A 12,700-nucleotide genomic window follows, 5' to 3' on the forward strand; every position below is an offset into this window, starting at 1 on the left:
ATGGGGAAAGCAACCGGATTTATCGACTACAAAAGAGAAGAAGCAAATGAACGCGATCCAAAGACGCGGACCCGGGACTGGAACGAATACGCCGCTCCTTTCTCTGATGCTACGCTGAAGACACAAGGAGCCCGCTGCATGGACTGCGGTACACCGTTCTGTCACATCGGTATGGAGATTGGCGGTGCTACATCTGGCTGTCCTATTTACAACCTGATTCCGGAATGGAACGACCTTGTGTACAAGGGGAAATGGAAAGAGGCATTGGAACGATTGATGCTGACGAATAATTTCCCTGAATTCACTGGCCGTGTCTGCCCGGCTCCTTGTGAAGGTTCCTGTACGGTAGCAATCAGCGATCCTGCAGTTGCCATCAAGAATATAGAACGTGCAATCATCGATAAAGGCTTTGAAAATGGCTGGATTACACCGCGCATTCCGCAAAAGCGTACGGGTAAAAAGGTCGCAATTATCGGATCTGGACCTGCCGGTATGGCTAGTGCGGATCAGCTGAACCAAGCTGGGCACACAGTAACTGTATACGAGCGTGCTGATCGTGCTGGCGGATTGCTTATGTATGGTATTCCAAACATGAAGCTGGAAAAAGAAGTCGTGGAACGTCGTATCAACTTACTGCGTCAGGAAGGTATCGACTTTGTCCTGAATACAGAAATCGGCAAGGACATCCTTGCTGAAGAGCTTCGTGACCAATACGATGCTGTCATTCTTTGTACAGGAGCTCAACAGCAGCGCGATCTTGTGATCGAAGGAAGAGAATCCAAAGGTGTTCATATTGCAATGGATTATCTGACCGTTTCGACAAAAGCTCTGCTTGATGAGAAACAAGCTGTTCAGCCGGAGTTCGATGCAGCTGGCAAAGATGTCATCGTTATTGGCGGCGGAGATACTGGTGCGGATTGTATCGCTACAGCTGTCCGTCAAGGCGCAAAAAGCGTTACGCAATTCGGGAAACACCCACAGCTGCCGCTTGCTCGCAGTGCTGATAACCAATGGCCGGAGTATCCACACGTATTCGGTTTGGAATATGCGCATAAAGAAGCAAAAGCGGTTTACGGGGAAGACCCGCGCCAATACTCTATCCAGACAACGAAATTCGTCAAGGATGAGCAAGGCAATCTTAAGGAATTGCATACAATCGATATGCAGAAAGTACGTAATGAGAAAGGCATGTTCGTTTACCAGGAAGTTGAAGGATCTGAGAAAGTATGGCCTGCTGAGCTCGTGTTGATCGCCATCGGCTTCGAAGGTACTGAAACGCCGTTGCTTACAGAGTTTGGTGTTAATGTAACACCTAACAAACGCGTAGAAGCAGCTTACGGAGATTATCGCACGAATGTCGATAAAGTATTCGCAGCCGGCGATGCCCGCCGCGGACAAAGTCTGATCGTTTGGGCTATCAACGAAGGCAGGGACGTTGCCAAACAGGTTGATCTTCAGCTTATGGGTGAGACTGTCTTACCTTAAATATCAAGCAGAATTTCCGTTTAACGGAGGTTCTGCTTTTATTATGCCGCCATAACGGAACGCAAGCCAGCAACTTGTCAGATCTCCTGCCAGTATTTTGGAAGAACGCCTTCAAATTACTGATATTCAACCGATATACAAGGAATGGGGGATTCATCGAGGAGGATCAGCATGTTATTGAAACGCAAAAAAGAGAGAAATGCAGAAAAAGTGGAACAAACTAATTTATCTAGAGAAGCAAACGTAACATTGAAGATTGAAGGCGAACTGAAAAAACAGCTTGATATGATTCATCTGACAGAAGATGATTTGTACGTTTTAACAGGATTACAGCCACTAGTCTGTTCGGAGATTGAAAGTATCGTCAGCCGTTTTTATCAGAACATCACCAATCAGAACAATTTGCTCACAATCATTGAAAGTAATAGTTCAGTTGAAAGATTGAAGCAGACGCTTAAGCGGCATATACAGGAAATGTTTGATGGCAAAGTGGATGCTGATTATGTAGAGAAACGCAAACGTATCGCGTTGATTCATGCAAAAATTGGACTGGAACCAAAGTGGTATATGGGAGCTTTCCAGGATCTCCTGCAGCAGATGCTATCCATATTCGAACAGCACCTCCATGACTTCGGAGCCTACCGCTCAGCCGTACTTGCCACGACAAAGATCTTTAACATAGAACAGCAAATTGTGTTGGATGCTTATAATACAGAACATGAACGTGTACATATTGAACATATTGAGAAGCAGGATACATTATATGAAAGAATCCAAGCTACCTCCGAGAGCCTCACAAACATATTCCTGCAGGTGAACCGAGCTGTCGAAGAGCTTGTTGCATTCTCAGCAACATTGACCCAACAGAGTAATGAAACAAAACAGACAGCAAAAGAAGTGGTGAACCATTCTGAACAAGGACAAGCGGGTCTGGCATCCCAGCAACAGCGGATGCACCGAATCGGCGAGCAAATGGATATGGTGCAAAAGGAACTAACTGCTTTGGAGGCAGCAGCTGCTAAGATCGGCAGTATTGTAGTGTTAGTGGAAGGTATTGCTGAACAGACGAACCTTCTTTCTCTTAATGCTTCGATTGAATCGGCAAGGGCAGGTGAACAAGGAAAAGGGTTTGCCGTCGTAGCGAGCGAGGTTCGGAAGTTGGCGGAAGAAACGAAATCATCTGTTTCCGATGTAACAGCGCTGATTCAAGATACGTATTCCCAGATTAATAATGTGAGCAAATTCATGGAGACAGCAGAGGATTTGATTGCAAATGGTACGCAACAGCTGGGGAATGTTACGACAAAGTTTGAGAATATCATGACGCATTCACATAGTAATGAACAAATAAGCAGCCGTACAGAAGAAAGCATCAAGGAATTCACTGGTGAGCTTATGGATGTAAAAGGTGCGATGCAACAGGCAGAAACCATACTGCGCCAATTAAATGAACTTACGGAAGCATAAAGAAAACCAGCAGTCAAATGACTGCTGGTTGTTTGTTTTAAAACTGTGTTTGTTTGAATTGCTCTTTCAATGCAGAAGGTGCTTGTTTAATGGAAGAAATAACCGTCTTCGAACCTTCCGTAATCGATTGAACATTAGACTGGATTTCTTTCTGATGCTGCTGTAAAACTGTCTGCTCTTGCTTGATTGTCTGCATATCCGCTTGCATCGGTGCCATTGTCTTATTGATTTTATTCTTTGTTGCGAGCATTGATTTAACAGCTTTCATGATCATAACAGCAGCGATTGCAAGTGCGCCGATAATTATGATTCCGCAAATGATCCACATGATTGTACCCGTTTCCATATGCCGTACCTCCTTAATGTATGTGCTTTTCTTTTCCCTTATCTTTGTTTATCCTAACATACAGAATGCAGTTTTGTTAAAATTTTAGGTTGAAACTGTTCGCAAACTCCTATATAATCTGTTGATAAGATATTGTTGTCGCAATATTCTATCATTAGAAACAATTCAACTGAAAAAGAGAAAGAAAATCTTAAATGACAGGGAGTCCTAGCTTTGAAACAACAAACCTTTGCATTTACACGCAGCGAAAATTTAAAACAGAAACCGGAAGCAAGCACGCTTCAATTCGGTAAGGTGTTCACCGACCATATGTTCACGATGGATTACTCAGTCGATACAGGATGGCACGATCCACAGATCGTACCGTACGCACCGCTGGAATTGGATCCGGCAGCCATGTGTTTCCATTATGGCCAGACGGTTTTTGAAGGCTTGAAAGCCTATGTAACCAAGGAAGGGAAAGTATTGCTGTTCCGTCCGGATAAAAACTTTGAACGTATGAATCGTTCAAACGACAGACTTTGCATTCCACGATTAGATGAAGAATTAGCGCTAGAAGCATTGCGACAGCTTATTTCGGTCGAGAAAGATTGGATCCCGACTGCAGAAGGAACTTCACTTTATATCCGTCCGTTCATCATTTCGACGGAGCCGTTCCTTGGCGTAGCTGCATCTGTCAGCTACAAGTTCATCATCATTCTGTCTCCTGTAGGGGCTTACTACAAAGAAGGTATCAACCCGGTAAGCATTGCAGTGGAGAATGACTATGTACGTGCAGTCAAAGGCGGTACAGGCGATGCGAAAACCGGCGGAAACTATGCTGCAAGCCTTAAGGCGCAAGAAGTGGCAGCCGCTTCTGGCTTCTCTCAGGTACTTTGGCTGGATGGTGTCGAGAAGAAATACATCGAAGAAGTAGGGAGTATGAATGTATTCTTTAAAATTGATGGCGAGATTGTTACACCACAGCTGAACGGCAGCATCCTTCAGGGAGTTACACGCGACAGTGTCCTGCAGTTGCTGAAACATTGGGGTTATCCAGTAACAGAACGCCGTGTTTCTATTGCGGAAGTGGTTCAAGCGCAGAAAGAAGGCAAACTGGAAGAAGCGTTCGGTACTGGAACAGCAGCAGTCATCTCCCCAGTCGGCAAGCTCTTCTATGAAGGCGAAACGTACGAGATCAATAATGGCGTCACTGGTGAAGTTGCAAGGCGTGTCTATGATACGATCGTCGGCATTCAAAAAGGTGAGCTGGAAGATACATTCGGCTGGACAGTCGAAGTCAACTAACTTAGATGAACCTCCACACATAGCGGTGGAGGTTTTTAGCTTTCAGACTAGGAGCTTGGGCTATTTTACTATATAATCGTTACTAAAATGAGTTGTTAGATGAAAAGGTGAATGGAAGATGAAAAGAATAATTGTAAAAATAGGCTCAAGCATGCTTTCTGAATCGGGCGGCGGAATGAGTGAATCAAAGATTCGCCAGCATACGGACCAAATAGCAGCGTTAATCAAAGAAGGACATGAAGTGATACTTGTATCCTCAGGTGCTGTGGCAGCAGGATTCCGTCAGCTGGGCTATCCATCAAGACCGGTTACGATTGAAGGGAAACAGGCCGCGGCTGCAATCGGACAAGGTTTGCTCGTCCAAGCTTATACGGAAGCCTTTGGCAAACATGATATGAAATGTGCGCAGCTGCTTTTGACGCGGGATGTCTTTACAAATGCCGATCAGTATCATAACAGCTACAATACGCTGCAGGAGCTGCTGAAGCGCAATATCATTCCAATAATCAATGAAAATGACTCAGTATCCATACGAGAACTGACATTTGGTGATAATGATATGCTGTCTGCTTATGTCAGCGGACTCGTGAAAGCTGATTTACTGATCCTAATTACAGATGTGGACGGTATCTACGATAAGAACCCAAATACTTATTCTGATGCGAAACGATATCAGCGTCTGGACGCGATTCCTCCAGAAATGCAGGCTTCCATTGAACAGACATCCGGTTCCAAGGTCGGTACGGGCGGCATGTATTCAAAGGTACTGGCTGCTCAAACTGCGCTTGAGTTAGGGGTGCCTGTATTCATCGGTACAACGAATGAGCGATCAACCTTGCTTGAGATTGCCCGAGACAATGGAGCAGGAACGTATATAGGAGACGAAGCAACAGAGGTGCAGCGCAAAACGAAGCAATGGCTCACGCATCATGCAAGAGCGACTGGCAGCCTTATAATCGATTCAGGTGCAGCAGAAGCTTTGCTTGAGCATGGGAAAAGCCTGCTTCCGATCGGAATCACAGAAGTACATGGCACTTTTTCCACGTCCGCTGTCGTGGAAATCAAGACAACAGATGGAGATATAATCGCCCGCGGTATCAGTGATATTTCATCTGCTGATTTGCGCGAAATGCTCACAAATCGCGAGACTGATCCGTCTTCCGTTTGGCATAAAGCTGTAGTCCATCGAAATTATATTGTATTCCTATGAAAGCCGCCAAGCCTGCCTGCTTGGCGGCTTGGGTGTATAATGAAGACCAGAAAGGAGTGGCAATGATGAAAGTAATCATGCTTGTCCAAACAATGTATAAAAATCAACTGCTTCGCGAAGGCGGTACATATGAGATCCCGGAGGAAACAGCAGCTCGCTGGATCAGAAGTAAAATCGCAAAAGCAGCAGATTAAGGAGTGATCATATGGATTTAGGATTAAAAGGCAAGACAGCACTGGTCGTAGCAGCCAGCAAAGGGCTAGGTAAGGCGACAGCCTTGCAATTAGCCAAGGAGGGCGCCTCTGTTCATATTGTCAGCCGTAATGAGCAGGCACTTAAACAGACACGAGATGAAATAATGAAAGAATCCGGGAATGATCTTGTTGCTTATTCGGTCTGTGACATAACTGATGCACAAGATATCATCCGCGCAGTCGAGGCAGCTAAGCTGCATACCGGATCAGTTGATATTCTTGTTAATAATGCTGGCGGACCACCGGCTGGTAAATTAATGGATTTCGCCGATGAAGACTGGCAGCAAGCTTTCGAACTGAATCTATTGAGTTTCGTCCGTTTCATTCGAGCTGCAGCTCCGATCATGAAGGAAAATCGAGGCGGCCATATTCTTAATATCGCTTCATCTTCCATTAAGCAATCAATCGATAACTTACTGTTATCAAATACATTCCGCGCGGGGATTGTCGGCTTGGCGAAATCTCTTTCGCAAGAACTGGCACCAGACAATATCCTGATCAATACGCTTGGTCCTGGAAAAATACATACCGATCGAGTCGATAAGCTGGATCAGAAGACTGCTGATCAACTAGGCAAAAGCTTGGAGGACGTTCAGCAGCAAAGCCAAGCATCTATCCCGATGGGGAGATACGGTACGCCTGAAGAATTTGCTAACATGGCCGTTTTCCTATGCTCTTCTGCCAATTCATATATTACCGGCCAAGCTTTCGTCGTGGATGGCGGAATGGTCAAAAGTATTGGTTAAGACTTTGCTTTGATTCGGTAATGACTTAAAGCAAGCAGCGGGAAGATATGCGGATAGCTCTCATAGCGAATATAAAATTGTCCAGGAAGACCAATTCCAGTAGGATAGTCAATCGAGGTTTTCAGCAAAGGCTCTGACAACAAAAAAGTGATGCCTTGCTGTACCTCCTTACTATCCTGTTCGCCGCTGGCTATTAAGGCATCAACGGCCCAAGCAGTCTGGACGATCGTACTAATCGGCAAGTCTACATATGTTCCTACTTCAGCGCTTCGGCACGATTCTCCCCAGCCGCCATCCTCATGCTGGACGGCTTTCAGCCAATTTACAGCACGCTTTATATGCTTTTCTGTCGGTTTTACACCAACTGCTGCAAGGCCAGTCAAAGCAGCCCACGTCCCATACAAATAACAGACTCCCCATCTTCCATACCATGAACCATTTAATTGCTGGTGTTTATAAAGCCAGCGGACAGCCTTTTTCATACTGGAATGATCTTTTTTCAAACTTGCATATGTTCCTAGGAATTCCATCACCCGGCCAGTCAAATCCGGAGTAGAAGGATCAATGGCTGCATCTTCTGCATTTTCAATCGGAAGCTTACCTAATACCCACCAGTCTGTATCCTTCTCGAAAGCTGCCCAGCCGCCGTCTTTATTTTGCATCGCCAACAGATAATCTGATCCTTTTTTCCAAGCTCGCTTAACAGTAAGGTTATGACGTGCCTGTCTTGTGAGGGCTCGAAGTGCGGCAGATGTATCGTCGTTATCTGGATGATTTGTATTGATATCTGAAAAACCCCAGCCGCCAGGCTCTGTACCAGGCTGATGAATCTGCCAATCTGCTTTCTTAACATGCTGCCGCTGCAGTAGATAATGATTGGCTGATTGAATCATATGATGTTTGGCAGGGGCGCCTGCCTGCTGAAGTGCATAACTGAGTAAAGCGGTATCCCAAACTGTTGATGTTGAATTTTCGACGTGGATACCGTTGCAGTTCTCATTGACAAGTCCGTGTATGCCTTTTAATGCCTGCTGTATTTTTGGACTGTTTTCCTCATATCCGAGCGCTAGATAAGCGTAAATCATGAAGAAAGTGGCACTTGCATAGCTGTATAGAGTCCCATCTAATTCGATTCTTTCTCCCATATATTGTTCCGCATATCTATAGCCGGCACGGTGCAGACGGGCCGGCAGCCGGGCGAGACGGCTCCATTCATCTGTGATGGTACGAAAGGGCGATCGAATATCCGTTAAATCATCCCATTCATCTTCATACAATAAATGCTCAAGCTGGACGCTATGCCGGCTGATTCGTTTAAACTTTTTATTCAGCAAAAGCAGCATCGGTACAAAATGGATTCTGGCATAAGAACTGAATTGAAAGAAATTTATTGGGAATGTGGTCGGTACAAGCAGCGCGGTCATAGGGAACTTCAAAAAAGGCGGCCATGGTATCATCCCGTGCACTGCCAGCATGAAGCGGATCATAAAATGGGCTTTGTTAATTCCTCCGTTCGTGCTGATAAAGCGTTCTGCTGCCCGCAGCTCTTGAGCGGTGACTCCAGAAAAACGCAGTGCAGCATAAGCCAATACAGTAGCCGATAAGTTGCCGTTTCTTTCGCCAGGATATGCTGTCCAGCTGCCATCGTCCCGCTGCTTTTTTAATAAATGGACTTTCAGCTTCTCTACAGTATCTGGTTCTTTGCCGAAAGAAGTGAAGGTGATTATATAGAAGCAGTCTGTCAAAATTGCACCTTCAAAGCACATACGCCAAGATCCATCCTCCTGCTGTAGCTCTTCAAGCTTACTTATACGCTTCTCAATTGCCATCTTCACATCTTCCATGTTGACCTGGCTCATGATACAGCTCCTTTTCCCGAGAGTTATTGAACGGAAAATATACTGCAATATGATAAAATATGCAGAGAATAGCTAATTATGACTCGTGCATCTATGTCCCAGCTAATAGGAGGATTATTATGCGAGCAATTGTAGCGGCAAGTACAGGCGGTCTGGATGTATTGGAATACAAAAAAGTTACTGTGCCTGAGCCATCAGCAGGTGAAGTAAGGATAAGGGTGTTAAAAGCAAGTGTTCATTTTGCTGATATAAAAAAGCGAAAAGGCATGAAAGGAGCAGGAAATCCAGGCATACTTGGATTGGATGCTGTTGGAATCATTGATAAGGTAGGACAAGATGTCAAAGGGATTCAAGTTGGAGAAAGAGTTATTGCATTCGTAAAAGAAGGTTCTTATGCGGAGTATGCCATAGCAAATGCAATGCTCGTTTATCCAGTTGCAGATCAAGTTGATACAGCTGTTGCTGCTGCCTGTCCGGTTCCTTCCTTTTTATCTTTCATGCTGCTCGAGCGCGTTGGGAGACTAGGAAACGGAGAAACAGTGCTTATTCATGCTGCATCAGGCGGGACAGGCCTTACATTGGTTCAGCTCGCAAGAAAGCTAGGTGCAGGCAAAATAATAGGGACAGTGAGCACAGATCATAAAGCGGATTTGCCTTTGAAGCTTGGTGCTGATCATTGTATTACTTATGATAATCTATCAGAGTCAGTCCAAAGCCTGACCGATGGAGCTGGAGCCAACCTCATTTTAGATTCGCTAGCCGGCTCTGTAATGGAAGAGAGTTTTACGTGTCTCGCGCCTTACGGTAGATTAGTAAACTACGGGAATGCTAGCGGTACTGCTGGTTCTATAAAAACATCAGATGTCCACGCAAGCTGCCGGTCACTGCTCGGCTATAGCTTAGGGACGACTCGTAAGAAACGACCAGAAGATTTAAAGCACATCGCTGAACAGGTTATCAGTTTTGTGGAGATGGGAGATATCACTTTCCCAAGCATACAAGAATTCAAGCTCGAGGATGCGAGTAAGGCGCATCAGCTAATGGAAAGCAGGACACATGCAGGAAAAATCATTCTGCGCATCGCAGATTAGAGACATACAACGGGGGAAATAGAGAAATGAAGTTGGTATCATGGAATGTGAATGGAATAAGAGCTTGTGTTAAGAAAGGCTTTCTTGGCTATTTTAAGGAACAAAATGCAGATTTTTTCTGCTTGCAGGAAACGAAGCTCCAGGATGGCCAGATTGAATTAGATCTGCCAGGATATTATCAATATTGGAATTACGCAGAGCGCAAAGGGTACTCAGGTACTGCTGTTTTCACGAAGCATAAACCTCTCCATGTCACATATGGACTCGATGAGGGCGTTATTGAACCTGAGGGCAGGATCATTACCTTGGAATATGACAATTTCTATTTAGTTACGGTGTATACACCGAATTCCAAACGTGATTTGGCGCGATTGGCTGAGCGTCTGGAGTGGGAAGATAGGATATTATCTTATGTTCAGGAGCTGGATAACCGGAAACCTGTCATCCTATGCGGTGATTTGAATGTTGCCCATCAGGAAATAGATTTGAAAAACTATAAGACAAATCACGGCAATTCCGGCTTTACGAAAGAAGAACGGGAAAAGATGACTGCCTTCCTTGCTTCCGGTTTTGTAGATAGTTTCCGATACCTTTATCCGGACCGTGAGGACGCGTACAGCTGGTGGTCGTATATGAATCAAGTAAGAGAAAGGAACATCGGCTGGCGTATCGATTATTTCATCGTCTCTGAACGTTGGAAAAACAAAATACAAGAAGCAGAAATACATGCTGATACAATGGGCAGCGACCATTGTCCGGTATGCTTGTATATAAAGGATGAAGACACCATGTGATGGTGTCTTTTCTTTATGCTCCGAACAATATTTTAAATAATCTGATAGTTTGTTACACTAAGATAGGATACATACACATACATTATAACGTGCAGGTTAAGTAGGATATGCAATAAGGAGAGATGCTTATGTTTCGCAAAGTTATGCGGATTTTAACCGCAGGACTGCTGCTTTTTGCTTGTATGGTTCCTCATACGCATGTCCACGTAGCCGGAAAAGAGGATAGGATGAAAGATAGATTATCAGAATATCTGGCAAGTGAAGAACATCTGCAAGGAGCTGCCTTTGCAATCCATATTACAGAAGAGCATTCAGGTAGGACAATTTTTGAAAAGAGTGCTGACCAGCGTATGCGCCCTGCATCCAATATGAAGCTTCTGACTGCTGCAGCAGCACTGGATGAATTAGGGGAAGAGCATAGGTTCGAAACGATAGTTGCAACAGATGGCCAAGTAAAGAACGGGCAGCTCAATGGAAACGTGTATTTGATTGGTAAAGGGGACCCTTCCCTTACATATGAAGATGTACAGCAGCTTGCAAGTCAGCTGCATGAATTAGGGATAAAGAAGATTAATGGTGATATCGTTGCGGACGATACGTATTTTGATCGGGAGCGTTACAGTGAAGATACAACCTGGAAAGATGAATCAGCTTATTATGGAGCAGCAATCAGTGCACTGACAGCAGCGCCTGATAGTGACCATGATACGGGAACAGTGAAGGTCATGGTAGAAGCAAGTTCGCCTTCAGGGAAACCGACGGTAAATGCGGTTCCAGAAACAGACTATGTATCGATACAAAACGATGCTGTCATTGTATCCAGTAATGAAGAAGCAGAATTAGAAGTGAAACGAATCCATGGAACGAATGATATTGTCATTTCTGGCTCGATTGCTGCAGGCGATAGCGAGCGGGAATGGGTAGCGGTCTGGGAACCAACAGAATATGTTTTGCATCTGTTTCAAGATTATGTGAAAGCATCCGGTATCCAAGTCACAGGTACTGCGAAAACTGCAAAAGCACCAGCAAATCGAACCGAGCTTCTGCGAAAGCAATCTGCTCCGCTCAAAGAACTGCTTCTCCCATTTATGAAACTGAGTAATAACGGGCATGCAGAAATGTTCCTCAAGCATATCGGAAGCAAGGAAAAAGCCGGGAACTGGGAAGATGGTATCAATTTAATGGAAAATTACCTGAGTGACATACAGCTGCCAAAGGAACAAATGGTCATAAGAGATGGGTCTGGTCTGTCACATGTGAATGGTATAACTGCAAGGCAGCTTACAACACTGCTTACACAAATAAAACAGGAGTCTTGGTTTCCAGCGTTCAAAACATCGCTTCCGATTGCAGGAAAGGCAGAACGCATGGTCGGCGGAACACTCCGCAATCGCTTTGTTGACACGGAACTCGCAGGAAAGATTAATGCTAAGACGGGCACACTTACAGGCGTTAGTTCGTTATCAGGGTATATGGAAACAAAATCAGGGGAACATGTTGCTTTCTCCATTCTGCTGAACGGACTGTTGGATGAAGAGGAAGGACCCCGGATAGAAGACCAGATATTGAAAATTGTTTATGAAGAGTTGAAAAGTATGCATACAAATTGAAGGTTATAGACAGGATATCAGCAAGCGGACAGCGAAATGTTCTAATTAGGAAGGGAATAATAGCGGAAGAAATCGTGCAGTAACGGAGAAGAAAGTGAGAAAGCTCGGAGCAGACGGACTTATCCTGTCGCTCCCGGTGTGTTTCTGGTTTCTGAAGCTAGATATTAGGAAAGAAGGAGATAACGTTGAAACAAAGCCGCATGGAAGCAGAGCTATATTGTATCCATTGTCGCGAGGAGTCTCCATTTACGATTACGTACATCAATGATAAGCTCAAAACGATTTGTTGTACGCAATGCCATCATGCTATTGATGTCAGACTGGATTTGCAAAAAGAATTCAAGGAAGAATGGCAAAATCGCATTCTTTCGAAACCTTCCCGAATGACGACGGAGTACAAAGATGACCTAAGCCAATTTCTCTTTACGCTGCCGATCCGGCTGGCGAGCAAGCCATATCGATTATATCAGGACATAAAAGAGTCGCGCATCATCATGCGGGATTTCAAGGATGTCAAGCATTGGTAAAGCGCCTGGACTTATGTTCAGGCG

Annotated in this window: 12 protein-coding genes; 10 read left to right on the plus strand and 2 right to left on the minus strand. The window is 44.8% G+C overall.

The window, feature by feature from the left end; all coding sequences use genetic code 11:
* Together gltD and ABXS78_RS08805 are read left to right on the plus strand one after the other, a co-directional pair.
* Complete coding sequence (gene gltD, locus ABXS78_RS08800; protein ID WP_366249742.1) at positions 1–1,485, plus strand: glutamate synthase small subunit; 1,485 nt, start codon at positions 1–3, stop codon at positions 1,483–1,485.
* A 171-nt stretch (positions 1,486–1,656) separates the two neighbouring features.
* Positions 1,657–2,952: a globin-coupled sensor protein gene (locus ABXS78_RS08805; RefSeq protein ID WP_366249743.1), complete on the plus strand. Its 1,296-nt coding sequence runs from the start codon at positions 1,657–1,659 to the stop codon at positions 2,950–2,952.
* A 37-nt stretch (positions 2,953–2,989) separates the two neighbouring features.
* Here ABXS78_RS08805 and ABXS78_RS08810 read toward each other — a convergent pair whose 3' ends face one another.
* Positions 2,990–3,298: a hypothetical protein gene (locus ABXS78_RS08810; RefSeq protein ID WP_366249744.1), complete on the minus strand. Its 309-nt coding sequence runs from the start codon at positions 3,296–3,298 to the stop codon at positions 2,990–2,992.
* Positions 3,299–3,511: 213 nt separating this feature from the next.
* On the opposite strand from ABXS78_RS08810, the gene ABXS78_RS08815 reads away from it, so the two are divergent.
* The 4 genes from ABXS78_RS08815 (at position 3,512) to ABXS78_RS08830 (ending at position 6,795) form a co-directional block, all read left to right on the plus strand.
* Positions 3,512–4,585, plus strand: a complete 1,074-nt coding sequence (locus ABXS78_RS08815) for a branched-chain amino acid aminotransferase (RefSeq protein WP_095222751.1) — start codon at positions 3,512–3,514, stop codon at positions 4,583–4,585.
* 118 nt (positions 4,586–4,703) lie between these two features.
* Positions 4,704–5,795 carry a glutamate 5-kinase gene (proB, locus tag ABXS78_RS08820; protein WP_366249745.1) on the plus strand — a complete coding sequence of 364 codons (1,092 nt, stop codon included), beginning with the start codon at positions 4,704–4,706 and terminating at the stop codon, positions 5,793–5,795.
* Positions 5,796–5,857: 62 nt separating this feature from the next.
* Positions 5,858–5,989, plus strand: a complete 132-nt coding sequence (locus ABXS78_RS08825) for a hypothetical protein (protein ID WP_366249746.1) — start codon at positions 5,858–5,860, stop codon at positions 5,987–5,989.
* Between the two features lie 11 nt (positions 5,990–6,000).
* Complete coding sequence (locus ABXS78_RS08830; RefSeq protein WP_366249747.1) at positions 6,001–6,795, plus strand: SDR family oxidoreductase; 795 nt, start codon at positions 6,001–6,003, stop codon at positions 6,793–6,795.
* Here ABXS78_RS08830 and ABXS78_RS08835 read toward each other — a convergent pair.
* Positions 6,792–8,654: a prenyltransferase/squalene oxidase repeat-containing protein gene (locus ABXS78_RS08835; RefSeq protein WP_366249748.1), complete on the minus strand. Its 1,863-nt coding sequence runs from the start codon at positions 8,652–8,654 to the stop codon at positions 6,792–6,794. The genes ABXS78_RS08830 and ABXS78_RS08835 overlap by 4 nt on opposite strands.
* A 119-nt stretch (positions 8,655–8,773) precedes the next feature.
* Between ABXS78_RS08835 and ABXS78_RS08840 the strand changes: the two genes are divergently transcribed.
* The 4 genes from ABXS78_RS08840 (at position 8,774) to ABXS78_RS08855 (ending at position 12,676) form a co-directional block, all read left to right on the plus strand.
* Positions 8,774–9,745, plus strand: coding sequence for a zinc-binding dehydrogenase (locus ABXS78_RS08840; RefSeq protein WP_366249749.1), 972 nt, complete (start codon positions 8,774–8,776; stop codon positions 9,743–9,745).
* 26 nt (positions 9,746–9,771) lie between these two features.
* Positions 9,772–10,539: an exodeoxyribonuclease III gene (locus tag ABXS78_RS08845; RefSeq protein ID WP_366249750.1), complete on the plus strand. Its 768-nt coding sequence runs from the start codon at positions 9,772–9,774 to the stop codon at positions 10,537–10,539.
* A gap of 128 nt (positions 10,540–10,667) precedes the next feature.
* Positions 10,668–12,149: a D-alanyl-D-alanine carboxypeptidase/D-alanyl-D-alanine-endopeptidase gene (dacB, locus tag ABXS78_RS08850; protein ID WP_366249751.1), complete on the plus strand. Its 1,482-nt coding sequence runs from the start codon at positions 10,668–10,670 to the stop codon at positions 12,147–12,149.
* Between the two features lie 185 nt (positions 12,150–12,334).
* Positions 12,335–12,676: a hypothetical protein gene (locus ABXS78_RS08855; RefSeq protein ID WP_038560718.1), complete on the plus strand. Its 342-nt coding sequence runs from the start codon at positions 12,335–12,337 to the stop codon at positions 12,674–12,676.
* Positions 12,677–12,700: the final 24 nt, after the last annotated feature.

The organism is Terribacillus aidingensis (assembly GCF_040703035.1).
In the GTDB taxonomy this organism is placed as follows: Bacteria; Bacillota; Bacilli; order Bacillales; family Amphibacillaceae; genus Terribacillus.